Origin of the sequence: Sinomicrobium kalidii, assembly GCF_021183825.1 — a bacterium.
GTDB lineage: Bacteria > Bacteroidota > Bacteroidia > Flavobacteriales > Flavobacteriaceae > Sinomicrobium > Sinomicrobium kalidii.
In genome coordinates this window covers 2,779,217-2,798,443 of record NZ_CP089211.1, presented here as the reverse complement: position 1 = coordinate 2,798,443, position 19,227 = coordinate 2,779,217, and the positions used below count along the sequence as shown (strand labels likewise).

General features: G+C 45.3%; 18 protein-coding genes. 8 read left to right on the top strand and 10 right to left on the bottom strand.

Annotation, left to right across the window (positions count from 1 at the left end):
* Nucleotides 1-85: 85 nt before the first annotated feature.
* Together LS482_RS11200 and LS482_RS11195 are read left to right on the top strand one after the other, a co-directional pair.
* Nucleotides 86-1,240, top strand: a complete 1,155-nt coding sequence (locus tag LS482_RS11200; protein WP_233027622.1) for a sensor histidine kinase — start codon at nt 86-88, stop codon at nt 1,238-1,240.
* Nucleotides 1,241-1,282: 42 nt separating this feature from the next.
* Nucleotides 1,283-1,660, top strand: coding sequence for a hypothetical protein (locus tag LS482_RS11195; RefSeq protein WP_233027621.1), 378 nt, complete (start codon nt 1,283-1,285; stop codon nt 1,658-1,660).
* On the opposite strand, the gene LS482_RS11190 is transcribed toward LS482_RS11195, so the two are convergent.
* Nucleotides 1,644-2,033, bottom strand: coding sequence for an HIT family protein (locus LS482_RS11190; protein ID WP_233027620.1), 390 nt, complete (start codon nt 2,031-2,033; stop codon nt 1,644-1,646). The genes LS482_RS11195 and LS482_RS11190 overlap by 17 nt on opposite strands.
* Before the next feature lie 87 nt (nt 2,034-2,120).
* On the bottom strand, nt 2,121-2,597 hold the full coding sequence (gene greA, locus LS482_RS11185; protein WP_233027619.1) for a transcription elongation factor GreA: 477 nt from the start codon (nt 2,595-2,597) through the stop codon (nt 2,121-2,123).
* Nucleotides 2,598-2,806: 209 nt separating this feature from the next.
* Between greA and LS482_RS11180 the strand changes: the two genes are divergently transcribed.
* On the top strand, nt 2,807-3,253 hold the full coding sequence (locus tag LS482_RS11180; protein ID WP_233027618.1) for a Rieske (2Fe-2S) protein: 447 nt from the start codon (nt 2,807-2,809) through the stop codon (nt 3,251-3,253).
* Here the strand turns inward: LS482_RS11180 and LS482_RS11175 are convergent.
* Complete coding sequence (locus tag LS482_RS11175; protein WP_233027617.1) at nt 3,250-5,478, bottom strand: TonB-dependent receptor; 2,229 nt, start codon at nt 5,476-5,478, stop codon at nt 3,250-3,252. The genes LS482_RS11180 and LS482_RS11175 overlap by 4 nt on opposite strands.
* 428 nt (nt 5,479-5,906) lie before the next feature.
* On the opposite strand from LS482_RS11175, the gene LS482_RS11170 reads away from it, so the two are divergent.
* Entirely contained in the window at nt 5,907-8,396 is a 2,490-nt protein-coding gene (locus tag LS482_RS11170; protein ID WP_233027616.1) for an ATP-binding response regulator, read from the top strand.
* A 19-nt stretch (nt 8,397-8,415) separates the two neighbouring features.
* Here the strand turns inward: LS482_RS11170 and LS482_RS11165 are convergent, their stop codons facing one another.
* From LS482_RS11165 to LS482_RS11135, 7 genes are all read right to left on the bottom strand, one after another.
* Complete coding sequence (locus LS482_RS11165; RefSeq protein ID WP_233027615.1) at nt 8,416-9,768, bottom strand: sigma-54-dependent transcriptional regulator; 1,353 nt, start codon at nt 9,766-9,768, stop codon at nt 8,416-8,418.
* Between the two features lie 667 nt (nt 9,769-10,435).
* On the bottom strand, nt 10,436-10,732 hold the full coding sequence (locus LS482_RS11160) for a hypothetical protein (RefSeq protein WP_233027614.1): 297 nt from the start codon (nt 10,730-10,732) through the stop codon (nt 10,436-10,438).
* 291 nt (nt 10,733-11,023) lie between these two features.
* Nucleotides 11,024-12,583 carry a DUF4301 family protein gene (locus LS482_RS11155; RefSeq protein WP_233027613.1) on the bottom strand — a complete coding sequence of 520 codons (1,560 nt, stop codon included), beginning with the start codon at nt 12,581-12,583 and terminating at the stop codon, nt 11,024-11,026.
* Between the two features lie 22 nt (nt 12,584-12,605).
* Nucleotides 12,606-13,169, bottom strand: coding sequence for an AAA family ATPase (locus tag LS482_RS11150; RefSeq protein ID WP_233027612.1), 564 nt, complete (start codon nt 13,167-13,169; stop codon nt 12,606-12,608).
* Nucleotides 13,124-13,762 (bottom strand): nicotinamide riboside transporter PnuC, encoded by a 639-nt coding sequence (gene pnuC / locus LS482_RS11145; protein WP_233027611.1) that lies wholly within the window; start codon nt 13,760-13,762, stop codon nt 13,124-13,126. Before pnuC ends, LS482_RS11150 begins: the two co-directional genes overlap by 46 nt.
* A complete protein-coding gene (locus tag LS482_RS11140) occupies nt 13,746-14,006 on the bottom strand; it encodes a thiamine-binding protein (RefSeq protein ID WP_233027610.1) in 261 nt (86 codons plus the stop codon). The genes pnuC and LS482_RS11140 overlap by 17 nt, the downstream gene beginning before the upstream one ends.
* Nucleotides 14,007-14,070: 64 nt before the next feature.
* Complete coding sequence (locus tag LS482_RS11135) at nt 14,071-14,706, bottom strand: 4'-phosphopantetheinyl transferase family protein (protein WP_233027609.1); 636 nt, start codon at nt 14,704-14,706, stop codon at nt 14,071-14,073.
* Between the two features lie 180 nt (nt 14,707-14,886).
* Between LS482_RS11135 and ahcY the strand changes: the two genes are divergently transcribed.
* From ahcY to LS482_RS11115, 4 genes are all read left to right on the top strand, one after another.
* Nucleotides 14,887-16,200 carry an adenosylhomocysteinase gene (gene ahcY, locus LS482_RS11130; protein ID WP_233027608.1) on the top strand — a complete coding sequence of 438 codons (1,314 nt, stop codon included), beginning with the start codon at nt 14,887-14,889 and terminating at the stop codon, nt 16,198-16,200.
* Nucleotides 16,201-16,362: 162 nt separating this feature from the next.
* Entirely contained in the window at nt 16,363-17,127 is a 765-nt protein-coding gene (locus LS482_RS11125; protein WP_233027607.1) for an exodeoxyribonuclease III, read from the top strand.
* Nucleotides 17,128-17,140: 13 nt separating this feature from the next.
* Nucleotides 17,141-18,100 carry an OmpA family protein gene (locus LS482_RS11120; RefSeq protein ID WP_233027606.1) on the top strand — a complete coding sequence of 320 codons (960 nt, stop codon included), beginning with the start codon at nt 17,141-17,143 and terminating at the stop codon, nt 18,098-18,100.
* Between the two features lie 75 nt (nt 18,101-18,175).
* Complete coding sequence (locus LS482_RS11115) at nt 18,176-19,210, top strand: NADP(H)-dependent aldo-keto reductase (protein ID WP_233027605.1); 1,035 nt, start codon at nt 18,176-18,178, stop codon at nt 19,208-19,210.
* Nucleotides 19,211-19,227 lie beyond the last annotated feature (17 nt).

The window sequence follows — 19,227 nt, the reverse complement described above, 5'->3', positions numbered from 1 at the left end:
ACCGCGAGAGAAATAAAATCTTTAAGGGGATAAACAATAAAATTAAAGGTTTTACTTTATATTTATGATGTTATCCCAATAACCCATGACGTCTGTTAAACAAAAAAGCATAGCCAAATGGATTTTGATAGGTATGTCCGTATTGGTGGTTTCCCTTATTTTGTGGAACACCTATGCTTTTTTCCAGCGATTTAAGGAAGAGGAGCGCATAAAAATGAAAATATGGGCTGCGGCACAGGCCGAGCTCTTACAGACTTCCGACCTGGAAAGGGACCTTGGCGAACTGCCGTTACAGGTACTGACCAACAATTCCAGTACTCCCATGATACTGGTTAATGTAAACGGCATCATTACCCCGAGCAATATGGGGGAAAAGGTGATCAGGGACCCTCAAAAAATACAACAGAAAATCAAAGAATTTGCCCGGGTTAACGAACCCCTGGAAATAAGTTATAAGAACGAAAAACTGGCTACGCTCTATTACGGCAATTCCGATGTGCTTAACAAACTGAAATATTACCCCATAGCCCTTATCCTCATTATTTTACTTTTTATTGCGGTGATATTGCTGTTTTACAGGACTTCCAAAATTTCGGACCAGAACAAACTCTGGGCGGGAATGGCCAAGGAAACGGCACACCAGATCGGCACCCCTTTGTCTTCGCTTGTGGGATGGGCGGAAATCCTGAAATCACAGGACACTGATCCTTCCATAACCACGGAAATCGAGAAGGACATTTCGAGATTGCAGACCATTACGGACCGTTTTTCCAAGATAGGATCGGTCCCTGTGCTGACAAAACTGAACATCGTGGAAGAGACCAGAAATGCCTACGATTACCTCAGGGAACGCAGTTCAAAACTTATTTCCTTTGAATTTACTGCGCCGGACTACCCTATTATGACTAAAATTAACCCGCAACTCTTTAGCTGGACCATAGAAAACCTGGTCAAAAATGCCATCGATGCCATGAAGGGCAAGGGCAATCTGCAGGTTGAGATCAGGAATTCCGGAAAATATGTAAATCTGCTGGTAACGGATTCCGGCAAGGGAATTCCAAAAAACAAATACAAAACCATTTTCTCGCCCGGTTTCACAACAAAAAAACGGGGATGGGGCCTGGGGTTATCCCTGGTACAGCGTATCATAGAGGACTATCACGAGGGCAAGGTAAAGGTGTTGCACTCGGATGTGGGGAAAGGAACTACGATGCAAATTACGCTAAAAGTGATATCTTAACGTTAAATATAGGGTATACGTCGTTAAAAACACCGAAGCACCATGTCTTTAAATGCAAAACTCGTAACCATCAAGGAAACTTCACTGGCCAATAATTGTCCGGAATGCTATACAGATACGGGACTTGTCCTCACTTATTACCAGAAACACATAGAAAGCCGCTGGTATAAAAAGGTGACCGGGGAGGTTTCCCATGTCCTTCACTGCAAAAAATGTGACACCACGATTTATCCGGTAAAATGGACCGACGATATCGAACGGGTACTGGAATACTATTCCAAGGCCGTAACCCCGGGAAAACGCTCTTTCCGGCTTACAAGGCTGTCCTATATCCTTATCCTGCTCCTGATCGTTATCCTTGCCGGCGGAATAGCTATACTGTATTACCTGAACGATCCGGCAGCTATAACTGCTCCCTGATCTTCTGGGCTACCGTTTCAAATTCTTCTTTTTCCATGGCCACCTTGTGCTGAAAGGTCATATCCTTCATTTCGTTCAGCGGGATCAGGTGAACATGTACGTGTGGCACTTCCAGCCCCACAACGGCTACCCCTACCCGGTTGCACGGCACAGCCTTTTCGAGCCCCAGCGCCACTTTCCTGGAAAACGCCATGAGGCCGTTATATGTTTCCTCATCCAGGTCAAACAGTTTGTCCACCTCTTTTTTGGGCACGCACAGGGTATGTCCTTTCGCATTGGGATTGATATCCAGGAAAGCAAAATAATGGTCGTCTTCGGCTACTTTGTAACAGGGAATTTCCCCGTTGATGATCTTTGTAAATATACTTGCCATATCTTTTTGTCTTTAGCGTGTTCTAAAAATAAAAAATCCTTTTCTGAATGCATTCAAAAAAGGACTTGTTTTTCATTCCGGAAAAATCTATTCCCTGGTAATCTCCAGAACTTCAAATTTCAGCACACCATTGGGCACCTTGATTTCGGCGGTGTCACCAACTTCTTTACCCAGGAGGCCCTTTCCTATGGGAGAGCTCACGGAGATCTTCCCTGCCTTGAGATCGGCTTCGCTTTCGGCCACCAGGGTATATTTCATTTCCATACCGTTGTTCTGGTTTTTTATTTTTACCGTAGATAGCACCAGCACCTTGGAAGTGTCCAGTTGAGATTCATCTATAAGCCTGGCATTGGCCACGAGTTCTTCCATTTTCGAAATTTTCATTTCCAGCAGTCCCTGGGCCTCTTTTGCAGCATCGTATTCCGCATTCTCCGACAGGTCTCCCTTGTCCCTCGCATCTGCAATGGCCTGGGATGCCCTGGGCCTCTCTACACTTTTCAGGTGATCCAGCTCTTCCCTCAGTTTTTTCAATCCTTCCGCTGTGTAATAAGATACGTTACTCATAACTTCATTATTTAAATACAAAAAATCCCCTTCGCGAGAGGATTCAAGCAAATATACAAAATTTTGGACAATTTTGCCCGGAGAGATAACAATAGTACGAATACAAAAACGTTTTATATCCGTAAACCCCTTACCTTTACACCTTGCGAAACAAGCTCCCCGAAAGCTCTGTTACGCCGTAAAAAATGACCTGATTAAAACCTGTTCCCGTGAGAAAAACAATAGCCATTATTGCCCTTACCGTATTTATCTTCTGCTCCTGTGACAGTGACACCAGGGAGCGAAACCCCTACCTGCTGGAAACCCAGTTCAGTTATGAACTCAATCTTAACCTGCCGTTGTACAACAGCCTGAACACCCCCGGAAATGCCGTATATGTAGGCACCGAAGGGGTTGGCATAAAAGGGATCATTGTTATTAACACCGGAGGCGGTTTCTATGCCTGGGAGGCCAGCTGCCCCAACCATGCGCCCAACGACTGTTCTACCATGACCATTAAGGGGGGCACCAACTGTAAATGCTCCTGCGAAGACTACGAATACAACCTCTTTAACGGACAAATGCTGAACAGGCCCGATACCGAAGACAGAACTTATGACCTCCTATTTTATCAAACCCAGGTAAGCGGGAGCACGGTAAGGGTGTATAACAATTAAAACCTCAGCGTAGCCCCCACCAGGAAATTGATCCCGGCCTGCGGATAATACCCCGCCCCTTCAACGGTGGTTACACTCCCGGGGTTGACGGTATCATCATCGTAGGTATAAAAATAGCCGTTGGATTCGTACTTGACATCGAAAATATTGTTAACCAATCCGTTCAGCACTATGGATTTAAATAGGGTATTGGTCTTTATTTCGTATTGTACATTAAAGTCGTTTATAAAATAGTCGTCCAGTTCAGAGCTTTCCGCGTCAATGTTTCCCATGTACTGCTTTCCCACATATTTGGACAACAGTGAAAGCTGCAAATTATCAACGGGCAGAAATGTTAACATATTACCTCCCACCACTTTTGGTGAAAAAGCAATGTTGGTGTTTCCCAGGTGTTGCAATTCCCCGTCGCGGCGGAATACAAAGTCCACATTCCTGTTATCACTCAATGCTATATTGGGCCGTATTATCCATCTATCCGACAAATAGACCGTGGCATCGGCTTCCAGCCCAATACGATAGCTATCCCCGCTGTTTTCCCGTATGGGCGCCCCAACATCGTTGAGCTCCCCGGTCAGCACCAGCTGGTCTTTGTAACGCATGTAGTAGGCATTGACATTCAATTTTACCCTGCTTCCGGAAAGGTAACGCCAGCCCAATTCAAAATCATTCAGATATTCGGGCCTGGGGTTCCCTTCTTCATAATCATTCCTGTTGGGTTCCCGGCCGGCCCTGGCATATGAGAAATAAAAGTTGTGTTTCGGATTGAGGATATACGTGACTCCCATCTTGGGATTAAAAAAATTAAACCGGTCATCTACAAAATCTTCCTGCACGCCATTGGCTTTATAACGGATAGTTCTGTATTGCAGGTCACCGAAAAGGTTCCAGTGCTCACTTAACTGATAGTTCACCTTTGCAAAAACATTAAAATCGGTCTTTACGGAAAAATCGTCGTAATACCTGTCCCGTATCCCGCTTTGGGAAGCATATCGCGCCCAGATGATCTCCCCGAAATGATCGCCTTCGTATTTATTCCATGCACCGCCCACAATAAAATCCATCCGGTCTTTTTCGTAGTGTGCGGAAAAAGTGGTTCCGTAAAAATCATTGTCCAGCCACTTTCTGCGGATAAGGTCGGTGCTGTTTATGGTATCATTCCCCTGAGGTATAGGATTCAGTCCGTATTCGGAAAAAGAAGCATCCGGCCGGTATTGCTCAAAGTACCCTCTTCCGTAAGTGTAATGAAAAGCAAGGTTGGTACTCCAGTAGTCTGATATTTTCTGGTTCCAGTGCAACTGGGCATGATCCTGTTTATAGTTGTCTATTTCGTTGTCATAAAACCGGGTATTCCCGTTCTCATCTTCATACATCCCGGCTGAGTTGAACGTCCTGTTATCTTCCAGGGTTTCGGCATCTACCCCGTTCCAGGCCTGATAGGTAATTTCATGCCCGCCGAAAACCAGGGCTTTGATCAGGGTTTTGTCGCTCACATAGGCGCCCTGCAGAAAATAGGATTTAAGATCGGAAGAGGCCCTGTCAATATAACCGTCTGAACGAATGACGGACAAACGCCCTGCCATTTCGAAGTGGTCGTTGAGTTTTCCCGTACTGAACTTCACCGTATGCTTCCGGGTGTTAAAACTACCGTAGGAACTAGATATTTCACCACTGGCTTCTTCAGAAACGGCATCGGTGAGCAGGTTAAGGCTGGCACCGAAGGCTCCGGCACCGTTGGTGGATGTCCCCACGCCGCGTTGCAACTGCAGGTTTTCTACCGAGGAGGCAAAATCGGGCATGTTCACCCAGAAAGTTCCGTGCGATTCCGAGTCGTTATACGGAATTCCGTTAATGGTAACATTTACCCGCGTGGCATCGCTGCCCCTTACGCGTATTCCCGTATATCCCACACCTGCACCGGCATCGCTGGTGGTCACTACTGAAGGCAGGTAATTCATAAGCACGGGGATATCCTGCCCCAGATTTCTGGGGGCTATATCTTTTTTGTCAAGGTTACTGAACGTTACGGGGCTTTGTGCCGTAACCCTCACGGCAGAAACCAATACTTCATCCAGGGATACCAACTCAGATACCGTACTGTCTTTTTCTTCTTCGGTTCCTTCCTGTGCCCGGGCGGTATTGCATAACCATAACAGCGCAACCAGAATAAACACGCTCCTTTTACAAAAAAGGGGACTATCATTAAAAAATCTGTACAACAAATTCATTCGTAACAATTTTTTACGAATAAAAGGGGTAATTATCCTTGGTTAAAAGTGATTGTTCCCTGCCTGTGAGATTAATTCATCTCCTGCGCCATCCGTTTCCCGAAAGTCCGGGACTGTAATCCTGACGCTCGGCCATCCCTAAACAGCATTACCTGTTCCAGGTTCCACGGGTATGATCTCAGCTTAACTCCGATAGCAGGCTTTTCCGTTTACCGAAGTTTAAGCACCCCTTTGAGATATCTTGAATACTGCAAAATTAAGAGGTATAAATGTATTTACCGCATTGTTCGGTGATTTTTTCATCACTTCTTTTCCCCGATCGTAAGTACGATAAAATAAAAAGGGGGAAGCAACCGGTTTGGCAGGAACTTTGTATCTTGTCAATGAAATTTGCGGGTGTTTTTACCGGGTATGTATATTTTTGCCTCATGAGCACGAAAAAGAGTACGATCACTTATAAAGTTTTGCTGAGTTATATAGCACTGGCTCTTCTGATGATTGCCGTTGGCTGGTTTGTATATGCCGAACTCCGGATCTTTACCAAAAACCAGAATACCAATGCTGCCGAGAGCCAAAAACTGCTTGCCACCAGTTCGCTCATCGCCCACCTGTACGAGACGGAAAGTCTGGCCCGGATTACCCTGCAATCTTCTTCTACGGAGGATTTTAATACTTTTATGGACGGGACCTCCCAGTTATATTCCAAGATCGATGCTTTAAAACCGTTAATCGACCGGGAAGATCAGGTGGGATTGCTGGACCTGCTGGACAGTGTAAAGATATTGCTGGACAAAAAGGTAAACAACATTAAAGAGTTACGCGCCTTGAAGCGCAGGGACGAAACCGATGTTTCCCTCGAAAAAGCGATAGAGGATATTACGCAGATGGAATCATCCGTAGGGGAGTTAACGCTGCAAGATAACTTTACCAACCCCGAACAGTTCGGAGAAGAAGAAAGGGAAAGGGCTCAGGAGTGGGTTGACCTTATGAACAGCACGCTGAGAAACCATACGGACCCCGCCAACAGGGAAAAAATTGCCGATTCTGTCCTTACCGCCTCCAAAGAACTTCTCAAAGACCTTAAACTAAAATCCCTGAAAATAAAACGATCGCTGACCGCCAAGGAAGACGAGCTGTTACAGAACGATATTACCATTTCCCAGCAGCTGCGGGAAATCCTGTCCTCATTTGAAAGTGAAATTATCAACACCACCAACATCCTAAACCGGCAAAGGGACCTGGCCCTGAAAAACACTATCCGCGTGATCACCATCGCAGCCGTAATCGGATTGTTGCTCGCCGTTTTCTTTTCCTACCTGATACTGAACGATTTCTGGAAAAGCCAGTCGTACCGGAAACAGCTGGAAAAGGCCAAAAATACCACGGAACAACTCCTGAAGAACAGGGAACAGCTCATCTATACCGTGGGACATGACCTGAGAACACCCCTGAGCACGATCATAGGGTACACAGACCTGCTTCACAATACCGAAATCAATCCCAAACAGGGACAATACGTGTCACGGGTAAAGAACGCCTCGGAATACGTGAGCAGCCTTGTAGATGACCTGCTGGACTACAACAAACTGGAAGCCGGAAAGATAAAAATAGAAAACACCCTGTTTTCGCTGGAAAACATTATTACGGATACGGCAGAAAGTACAAAAGCATTGTATCACGCCAAACCCATTGAGCTGATTATCAATATTGACGAAAGGTTAAAACAAAATCTCGTGGGCGATCCTTTCCGGATCAAACAGATACTCACCAACCTCATCGGTAATGCCTATAAGTTTACGGAAAAAGGCCATATAAAAATAGAAGCGGGGGTATTGGAAAAATACGGCGGGACCTACCGGGTGCGAATTGATGTGAACGATACGGGCATAGGAATACATAAGGACAAACAGGAGATCATATTCAACGAATTTACCCAGGCAGAGAGCGCCATTGAGAAAAAATACGGCGGTACGGGGCTCGGGCTTACCATATCCAAAAAACTGGCCAGCCTGCTTAACGGTACGCTCCAATTAAAGAGTACGGAGGGCAGGGGAAGTACCTTCACCCTCAAAATCCCACTGCAAATACCCGAGGAAAAGACCAGCAAAGAAATTACGCGAAAAACAGAGGTTACTCCGGAAAACTCCAAAAAGGTAATAAAAGCGGTGCTGATTGACGATGACGAATCTGTATTGAGTCTTACTTCGGAAGTACTGAAACAGCGATCTTTCCGGGTAAACTCTTTTGCCAAAGCTTCGGAAGCCCTGAAACACCTCCGTAAAAACGATTTTGACATTATCCTCACGGATATCCAGATGCCGGAAATGGACGGTTTCCGGTTCCTGGAAGCACTGTATCGGCAAAAAGATTTTGACAAGGACAAAAAACCTGTAATTGCCATTACCGGAAGGGCCGACCTGAATACGGAAGCATATACCGGCGCGGGTTTTGCGGCCGTAATACAGAAGCCTTTTGCCCCCGGAGCCCTGGTAGAATTGATCTTACAAACACTTCTAAACGGCACCGGCCCGACACACGAAAATGTAAAAATGACGGAAGCTGTTCCTGCTACAAGCCAAGATAACAAACTTTACGACCTTGGCACTCTAAGGGAACTCCTTCAAAATGACGAAGATGCACTTAAAGATATCCTCCACACTTTTGTAGAAAGCACCGGCAAGAACATGGAAGCTCTGAATCTGCATTTTGATAACAAGAACCCGGAAGGTATAAAACATATTGCCCATAAAATGCTTTCCATGTTCAAACAAATAAATTCCCGGGAGGTAGCACAGTTGCTCGAACAGCTTGAAGTTTATGATCCGGGTACGTCAGAAGACATACAGGTGTATGCGGAAAAGCTTCGCGAAAAAGTCCCTCAGGTATTAGAAGCCCTGGAAGAAGAAACAGGAATGTAACTTAAACCAGAAGAAAAAATCAGAGGTTTATTTTATACAGCTTTAGCTTATTGTAGAGGGTCTTGCGGTTCATCTTCAGAAGTTCGGCTGCCTTGCTCTTATTGTTATTGGTTTCCCGGAGTGCACTGAGTATCATTTCCTTTTCATTCTCATTTTTAAAGAACCCATAATCCATCCTCTGGTTTTCCGGTTCGAATATTTCCCGGGGCAGTGCATCTTTTTCAATATGTTCCGAAGTGGTGAGCAGGGTAGCCCGTTTTATCACATTTTGCAATTCCCGTATATTTCCCGGCCAGCTGTAGTTTTCAAATGCCGCTGTCACTTCCGGTGAAAATCCCAGGACATTTTTCCCCAACTGGCGGTTGGCCAGGTCCAGAAAGTGATCGGCAAAAAGCATAAGGTCGTCTTTTCTTTCGGAAAGGCTGGGCACATTTATGGAAAATTCGTTGAGCCTGTGGTAAAGGTCTTCACGAAAATCTCCCTTTCGCACTGCTGCCTGAAGGTCTTCGTTTGTGGCTGTTATAAGCCGTATATCCACTTTTATTTCCTTACTGCTGCCTATACGTTTTATACGTCTTTCCTGGAGCGCCCTTAACAGTTGTATCTGGTTTTCGTAAGTGAGGTTCCCCACTTCGTCCAGGAAAATCGTTCCTCCATTGGCCGCCTCAAAATGCCCGATTTTATCATTTACGGCTCCTGTAAACGAGCCTTTCACGTGACCAAAAAACTCACTGGCTGCAATCTCTTTGGGGATGGCGCCGCAATCCACGGCGATAAAATCACAGTCCTTTCGTACACTCTTGTTGTGAATGGCTTTGGCCACAACTTCTTTTCCGGTCCCGCTTTCACCGATAATCAACACCGACATATCTGTGGGCCCCACCAGGTCTATGTACTGGTTCAGTTTTCTGGAAGCGGCACTGGCCCCCGCAACAAACCGCTCCTGTGTATCAACCGGAGTGGGGCTTTTTATCGCTTTTACCAGAGACTGTTTTTCAACGGGACTTTCCTTTACCTCTTTAAGCGCCTTACTTATGATTATAAGCACCTCATCCGGGTTAAAAGGTTTGGAAATATAATCGAAGGCCCCTTTTTTCATGGCCTTTACGGCGGTATTTATTTCGGCATAACCGGTCATCAGGACTACCGGGGTATCGGGAAAGTCCCGTTTTATTTCGCTCAACAGATCAAGTCCGTCATAATTGGGCAGACGCAGATCTGTAATGATCAGGTCAAATACATTGTCTGCTATTTTACGTTTTGCCTCTGCGGCGGAAAAGCTGGTGGAAACCTCATGTCCGTTCTTGGCCAGAAACTTTTCCAACACTTTACAAAAGGCCACATCATCTTCTATGATAAGGATATTGGGCATTAACTGATTCGTATTAAATGATTTTATACAAGCTTTGCCGAGCTAAAGATACGTTTTATATAGCTATGAATAAAGCCGGTAAATCTCCAGATCACATTATTACAGGTAATTTACCCGACATTTTACAAAAGTAAACACTTAAAACTATTCTACTGTTAAAAACAACAAAAAAGAGACCGCCTGAGCGGTCTCTCTTACTAACCAACCTAATCTTGGACACAAAATCACTTCTGTATCCACTCACCGTTATCTTTAGCACAACGTGCCTGCTGTTTTTTCCGGCAGTGACTATACCGTTTATTTTTTCATTTGTACTAATAATATTGAAATTATAGTGCCATTTTATTCCTTTTTATAAGCAATCTCCAAAACACTGTATAACAACATATTAAATCATGAGCTCACATACCGGCCATTTTACATTGTGTAAATGCAGTGTATAAAGCCACCACTTATGTGTAAAATTTATACACTCCTGCAATTTCCTGTGCTTTCCCTCCTTAAACCTGCAGCATTAAAACATGCTTATCACAAGTATGAAAAAATTCCTTTTCTATTACCGCTTCTTTAAATTACGGATTCCCCGTATGCAGCAAAATGGGAAAGGCCACCTTTAGGTGACCTTTCACGAAGCTAAATCAAGTATGTGTAATTCAGAAGGGACTCCTTATTTCTGGATCCACTCACCTTCTTCATTGGCATACAATACGGAAGCAGTACCATCTATGGTAACTTCCAGCTTGTATTCCTTGTTTTCATTTACGGATACTTTATCCAGGGTTGCATTCGGAAAATCTGCGGCCAGGGCATCCTTTACAGCCTGGGGCAATTCATCGGCAGCTATTTCGGTAAATTCTTCCTGAAGCACCACGTCCATGATACCATCGTAAACCACCGGTGTTGTAGCGGCAATTGTTGTAAGACTTCCTAAAGCCAATACTGATGCAAAAACTAACTTTTTCATAATACTAAATTTTAATATTTAACTTGTTTTTTCAAATCCTGTATTCAGTATTATGAAATAATGATGCCTTTCTGCTGTCAATCTTATAAAAAATTAACAAATAACTGTATATCAGTCACTTATAAAAAACGAATAAAATACCAGGTGTTTTTAACTATGAAAAACTGTGGAAAACACCACACAAAAGTGTGTAATCGTTACACAGTTTATTGCTCCGGACAACATTGGAAATGAGTGATTTACACAACACAACCGGAGTCTTCACAATTTTTAAGGGAGACTATTTGTTCTTTAACCTTCTTCTTTCACCTGGTGCGCCGGTTTTAACAGGTCATTTACTGTTTTTACGGGATTAAATGTAATCAGCGGCACCTCGACAAAGACCGTATTCCAGAAAGCCATGCCCCCGTTCCACAACCCGGGACGCTCCAGCGCCTTCAATTCTTTTCCTTCCCGGGTTTTCCCGGTAATGAAAGCCTGTTTCGGGTCTACAAAATCCGGGAGGTTGTACTTTTCACCCTTGTAATTTTTGATGCCACACACAATATCCACCGGATTGAAATGCGTGGCCCCGTTCAGGATTTTCACCTGTTTTTTATTGCCCCTGTCAATCTGTGCCGTTTCTATGATCTGAAGGGAAATGTTACCGTCTTCATCCTTTATCCAGAACGGTCCTCCCCCGGGATCCCCCTCGTTCTTTACCATCCCGCAAACCCGTATGGGCCGGTTTAGTTTTTCCTTCAGGTGTTCTACCTGGTAATGCCGGGTATACTTGTGAAAGTCGGGCGCAGTAAGGGTGTTCAGCTTGTCGTGAAGGAAGCTCTTGATTTCGGCGATCTGCGCTTCGGTCACTTCTTCCCCGTCCAGCATCCTTGCATATGCAAATACCTTATCGCGATACTCAAGCAGGATACCGGCCAGCATTTTTTTATAGTCGGCCATTTCGTGTTTATACCGGTAGACCACAACATTATCGATATTCTTGATGAAAATAATATCGGCCTCCTGTTCGTTGAGGTTTTCGATGAGTGCACCGTGTCCGGCGGGCCGGAACAACAGGGAACCGTCATTGTCGCGGAACGGCTGATCCTCCGGGGTAACGGCAATGGTGTCGGTCGATTTTTTCTGGTAGGAAAAAGAAATGGTAAAAGAAGCGCCGGATTTCTCCTCCACATAGCTTTCTATCCTGTTGAATTCGGCATCGAATTTACGGGAATGTTTCTCGGAAATGGTAAAATGCAGGTGGGCCACCCCGTTGGAAACGTCATACAGGGCCGCTTCATACAGGTGTTCCTCAAAAGCGGTAGCGCTATGGGTCTTGTATTTATGGAACGGCAAGAGTCCTTTCGGAAAAGCCCCGTAATTGAGCCCGTCTTCCGCCAGCATTTCCCGGACAAACAGGTATTTCTGCCTGTCATCGGGTAATTGCTCATAATGCGGATCTTTGGCGGTCAAACGCTGTATGACCTCATCGTAAAAAGGCAATTTCTCCACGCCTATGAAAAAGGTTTGCATACCCTGTGCGTTTTCCCGGTTGACATAGGTATTGAAAGTATCGCTTTCCGGATTAAAACCTTCCAGGAAACGGAACAACGCCCGGAACATCCGCGTGGCTGCCCCGGAGGCCGGGACAAATTTCATGACATTCAGGGCATCCTTCTGCTTGTCATACAGTGATATGTAATGTTGTTTTTGTGTTTCAGAAACGGAAAGAATACCGTCGTTTAAGGTCGCGGAGTCCAGCAGATTGACATAAGGAACACCTTCCTTAAAAAGTTCGATCTGTTTCATCACTTCCGCTACGGTGATGCCTTTCCCCTCAAGTTGTTGCCGGTCTTTTTCTGTAAACATGGGTGTTTTATTTTACAATAATTTATTTATCCCGAACAAGTTTTTCTATACACTTCAAAGCCTGTTGCAAACGCTTTTCCTTACTCCCTTTCAGTATTACATAAGGGCGGTCATGTACATCCAGGGTATTTTTAAAGTACCGGAACATTTCTTCCCTTTCTCCCGGTTTGTCCCTGAGATCGTCCCCTTCCCAGGGAACGTCAATATAAGTTAAAAAGTATAAATCGTACCTGTTCTGCAGGGCAAATTTTTCTATCTCCGGGTCACATTTGCCATAGTACACTTCCGAGTAGACCTTGAGCTCCATCAGATCGGTATCACAGAACAGGTATTCTTTTGCGTTGTCGGCCTTCCTGTTTTCCCGTTGGATCTGTCCTTCTGCAATAGGCAGCATGTCTTCCGGCTCACAGGTTTTTCTTTCCGTATCCCATTTTTTCTGCAGGTATTCCCGCATATATTCCGGAACCCATGTGGTATTGTAGTGCGCAGCCAACTGTCTGGAAAGTGTGGTCTTCCCCGTAGATTCCGGGCCGAACAGTACTATTTTAACAAGGTTTCCGGGCTTTTGTTTAAGTTTTTCTTCCATGCTATGTATCCGAATATGGCTATTACCGTAAAAGCAGCATACTGAAGAGACGTAAAGACAAGCCCTTTATACATATATAAGGGTACGGAAATAAGATCACCGATGATCCAGTAGATCCAGTTCTCCAGTTTTTTCCGGGCCATGAGCCACATCCCCACAAAGAATATGGCCGTAGTTACAGTATCTGCATAAGCCGTCCAGCTATCCCATTTCTCAAATATCTCGTAAACCCCGTAAACAAAGCCAATGGTCAGCACAAACAACAACGCCGACCACCATTTTTCTTTCCGTGTCGTCCTGGTAATAGGCATGAAATGCGTGGTATCTACCTTCCGTGTCCAGAAATACCAGCCGTAAATGCTCATGGAAAAATAGTAGGCATTGATAAGCATATCTCCCAAAAGTCCGTATACGAGGAGAATATACACAAAAATTGCCGTACTGATGATCCCCGTAGGATATACGAGGATATTTTCCCTTTTGGAATACAACACACTCAGAAAACCGAAAACGACACCAATCATTTCCAGTGCGATCAAATGCGCCGGGATATCTTCATACTGGGCAAAGACCCAATCAAAAATGTGGTTCATAGTCGCTGCGGTCAGATTTCACGATCTTCATGTACAACAGCCCGCGCTCCACCATTTCAAACGCTTCCTTTATTTCTGAAGTGAGCAGGGGCATCACCTTGTCATAATCACCATAAACCTGGGTGCTCAACGGGTTTTCCAGTACCGTGAGCCCGGATGCCCTCAGTTTTTTGATAAAATGTATAATGGCCGGTTCAAATTCGTCCTGCAAAGGAGTCAGCGTAAGTTCTACCGATATTTTCATAATATTCTAATTGTTTGGACATAAAGGCTATTTTTATCTGTCCCTTTCCTATTAATTTTTCATTTCAATTTTTTACTTCATTCCTGAGTGCATATGCACAGCTAAACCCTTCAAATTCCAGGAAAGGGATCCGGTATTTTTGTACTTCTCCCTTAAAATGTATCCAGGCCGCAGTTTCTCCATCAGTCAACCCGAAAGGAATAACCTTTGTATGTTCCTTAAAGCTCATGCCATGCACAGCAAACACCTTGTACAGGCTTTCTTTGGCACACCAGATGACCGTAAGTTTTCGTACAAGTTCACTTTGATTCAGATAATTGAACTCGTAATCCACAAACTTGTCTGCAATGATCGTGATCTTTTCGCGTTGCTTTTCGATATCGATACCTACCGGATAATCGCTGATGATGATTGCCGAAAATTCGAAGGAATGGGTAATGGAAATATGCTTTCCGTCTTTGAGATGCGGCTTTCCGTATTCGTCATAAAACAGGGCTTTGGCTTCATAACCCGCAAACTTCAGTAATTGCCGGACACTGAGAAATCCCCTGCGGTGAATATCGGATTTCATTGAAGACACCCGTTGCATACACTTTTCCGTAGGGTTTATGTCCAGGAGGAGGTCTTCATAGCTTTCTTCAATTTTCCAGATCCATATCGTGGTCGTAGCATTTACCGCTATGGTTTTATACAGAGGCATATACAGGTTTCTGTTCTCAGGGCCCTTCCGGACCATTTAACATTAAAAGCCAAAAGCCGGGAAAACCGAACTATATGGCTGTGATATTTTACATAGATAAAGTTATTGCGTAACTTTGGGCCCTGCTCCCTGCTTTGATGTGGGGAGGCCTAAAATTACTCAAAAAACAAATATACGATTATGAATACAAAAACGGCCCCCTACGTAGCCCATAAAGTGAAAGATATTTCACTGGCCGATTGGGGAAGAAAGGAAATAGAACTGGCAGAAGCAGAAATGCCCGGCCTGATGTCTCTTCGTGAAGAATACGGTAAGGAACAACCACTCAAAGGAGCTCGTATTGCCGGTTGCCTGCACATGACCGTACAGACCGCGGTACTTATAGAAACCCTGATAGCACTGGGGGCCGAGGTGACCTGGAGTTCCTGTAACATTTTCTCCACACAGGACCACGCCGCTGCTGCCATTGCCGCTGCCGGAATCCCTGTTTATGCCTGGAAGGGGATGAACGAGGAAGAATTTGACTGGTGTATAGAACAAACCCTGTTTTTCGGGGAAGACCGGAAACCGCTGAACATGATACTGGACGACGGGGGAGACCTCACCAATATGGTCCTTGACCGTTATCCCGATCTCGTTTCCGGTATCAAAGGCCTTTCGGAAGAAACCACAACGGGAGTTCACCGGTTGTACGAAAGGATGAAAAACGGCACCCTTCCCGTACCCGCCATTAACGTCAACGATTCGGTAACAAAATCCAAATTTGACAACAAATACGGTTGCAGGGAAAGCGCAGTAGATGCTATCAGAAGAGCTACCGATGTGATGCTTGCCGGAAAACGCGTGGTGGTTTGCGGCTATGGCGACGTAGGTAAGGGAACCGCAGCTTCATTCCGCGGGGCCGGGGCTATTGTAACCATCACCGAGATCGACCCGATCTGTGCCCTCCAGGCAGCCATGGACGGCTATGAAGTAAAGAAACTCGACACGGTTGTCGGCAATGCTGATATTGTGATTACCTCCACCGGGAACAAAGACATCGTTGTGGGCCGTCATTTCGAAAAGATGAAAGATAAGACCATTGTCTGCAATATCGGTCACTTTGACAACGAGATCGACGTAGCATGGCTCAACGCGAACCATGATTCCAGGGTAAATATCAAACCGCAGGTAGACAAGTATACCGTAAACGGCAATGATATTATTTTGCTGGCCGAAGGACGCCTGGTCAACCTCGGATGTGCCACCGGGCACCCGAGTTTTGTGATGAGCAACTCTTTCACCAACCAGACCCTTGCCCAGATAGAATTGTGGAATAACACCGACAAGTACGAGAACAAAGTTTATACCCTGCCCAAACACCTGGATGAAAAAGTGGCCAGGCTGCACTTGCAGAAAATAGGTGTAGAACTGGAAACCCTGAACGAAGAGCAGGCCAGGTACATAGGCGTTGAGGTAAAAGGCCCGTATAAACCGGATTACTACAGGTATTAACAATATAAATACAGATATAAGACAAAAGGAAAGTCCTATGTCTTATTATGGTCTTACATCTCAAAAGGCTGTCTCAAATGGAATTTGGGGCAGCCTTAAAATTTTAAAAGCGTTTTAACGGAGAAAACGCCTGTATTCTTTAATTTAGCATAAAACAATTCCATGAAGATCATTTCTTATAATGTAAACGGCATACGTGCCGCCCTCAAAAAAGGTTTTACGGACTGGCTGCAAAGTGCCGCTCCGGATGTGCTTTGTATCCAGGAAACCAAGGCACGGGAAGAGCAACTGGACCTTTCTCTCTTTGAAAAGGCCGGGTATCCTTACCACTATTGGTTCAGCGCGGAAAAAAAAGGATACAGCGGTGTTGCCATACTTTCCAAAACACAGCCGGACCATGTGGAATACGGAACAGGGATAGATTATATGGATGCCGAAGGCCGGAATCTCCGGGCCGATTTTAACGGAGTTTCCGTGATGAGCCTCTATCTCCCTTCCGGAACCAACATAGCCAGACTGGATCACAAACTGCAATACATGGCCGACTTCCAGGACTACGTAGACCAACTAAAACAGGAAAGGCCCAACCTGGTAATTTCCGGCGATTACAATATCTGTCACCGGGCCATTGACATTCATGATCCTGTAAGAAACGCCAATGTATCCGGTTTCCTCCCGGTAGAAAGGGAATGGATCGATAATTTTATAAACCGGGGATTTGTTGATAGTTTCCGGCACTTCAACCAGGAACCGGACCAGTATTCATGGTGGAGTTACCGGGCCAATGCCCGCGTCAACAACAAGGGCTGGCGTATTGACTACAATATGGTGAGCCAACCGTTGCAAGAAAACCTGAAAAGGGCCGTTATATTACCGGAGGCAAAACACAGTGACCATTGCCCTATTATGGTGGAATTAGATGTATAAAACCCTATATATCATGTTTAAAAAAGCTATCCTTGGCATAACCGGATTTATTCTGGTTGCCTCATGCGTTTCATCCAAGGTATACAACGACCTGGAAGAACGTTACGCCTCCCTGAAGGAGGAAAGAAATGCATTGGCCGACGAAAACCAGGAACTGAAAACCGCAAACAACGGACTTGAAAATGACCTTGCGGCCCTGCAAAAAGCCCATGATGATGCCGTCTCGGAAAGAGACCGGTTACGACAGGAATACACCGCGGCCAAAAAAAACCTGGAAAACCTTCAGGAATCCTATAATGCCCTGGAGAAAAACAGTAGTGCAGCCATTGCGGAAAATTCGAAAAAGAACCGCGAACTCCTTGCTGAACTCGAAACCAAAGAAAATGCACTGGCCCGGGAAAGCGCACGTCTGGAAGAACTTAAAAAACAACTGGAAGCCCGTTCCAGAAGAGTAGACGAACTGGAAAGCCTTATCGCGTCTAAAGAAGAGGCCATGAAAAATCTCAAGGACGCCATTTCCAAAGCACTTCTCGATTTTGAAGGCAACGGCCTTACCGTAGAGCACCGGGACGGGAAAGTATATGTATCCATGGAAAACAAACTGCTGTTCGAAAGCGGAAGCTGGGCCGTAGGAAGTGAAGGAAGAAGAGCTGTGGCCGAACTGGGCAAGGTTTTAGCACAAAACCCGGATATTTCCGTGCTTATCGAGGGACATACGGACAACGTTCCTTACAGGGGAAACGGCCAGATACAGGACAACTGGGACCTGTCGACCAAAAGAGCGACGGCCATTGTCCACATACTCCGTGAAAACCCGAACATCAACCCGCAAAACCTCACAGCAGCAGGCCGGAGCGAATATGCACCGGTAGCCACTAATAAAACCACACAGGGCAAGGCCAAAAACCGAAGAATTGAGGTGATACTGACCCCGAAACTCGATGAGGTCACCAGATTATTGAACGAAATTTAATCCGTCCGAAAGATCATACTTCCCGGAAAATATCCGAAACCTTTCGGGCTCACCATTTAACACGACAAAATTGCTATGAAATACACCGTTTTACCCAACACAGATATCAAGGTAAGTAAAATATGCCTCGGCACCATGACCTGGGGTGAACAAAACACGGAAGCGGAAGGACATGAACAGATGGACTATGCTGTAGAACGAGGTATTAATTTCTTTGACACCGCCGAGCTCTATTCCGTTCCCGCCAGAAAAGAGACCTACGGATCTACCGAAAAGATCATCGGCTCCTGGTTCAGGAAAACAGGAAACAGGGACAAAATAATTTTAGCCTCAAAAATAACCGGGCCCGGTCATTCCAACCAACACATCCGGCAAACAGGTTTCAGTAAAGATGACATATACGAAGCCCTCGACAACAGCCTGAAACGCCTGCAAACAGACTACATCGACCTGTACCAGCTCCACTGGCCGGAAAGAAACACCAATTTTTTCGGTAAAAGGGGGTATGAACACGATACCGATGAACAATGGCAGGACAATTTCGCCGAAATCCTCGAAACCCTGAACGAACTGAAAAAGGAAGGAAAAATACGCTACATCGGAGTCTCTAACGAAACCCCCTATGGTGTAATGCGCTTCCTGGAAGAAAGCAGAAAGAAAGGTCTTCCGAAAATGATCACCGTACAGAATCCCTATTCCTTATTGAACCGCCTTTATGAAGTTGGCCTTGCGGAGATATCCATGCGCGAGGACATTGGTTTACTCCCGTACTCTCCCCTTGCTTTTGGTGTGTTGAGTGGAAAATACCTGTTCGGCAAACCCGATAATGCCCGGATGACCCTGTACCCCAATTTTGCACGCTACAGCGGACCGCAAGCTATCGAAGCCACTGCAAAATATCATGACCTGGCGAAGAAAAACGGCTTGTCCCTTGCCCAAATGGCCCTGGCTTTTGTAAATCAGCAACCCTTTGTAACCAGCAATATCATAGGGGCAACAACCATGGAACAACTCAGGGAAAACATAGACAGTATTAATGTGACCCTGAGCGAGGATATTATCAAAGAAATAAATGCGATCCACACCCTGAGCCCAAACCCCGCACCGTAACAAGGAAATTTTCTTCG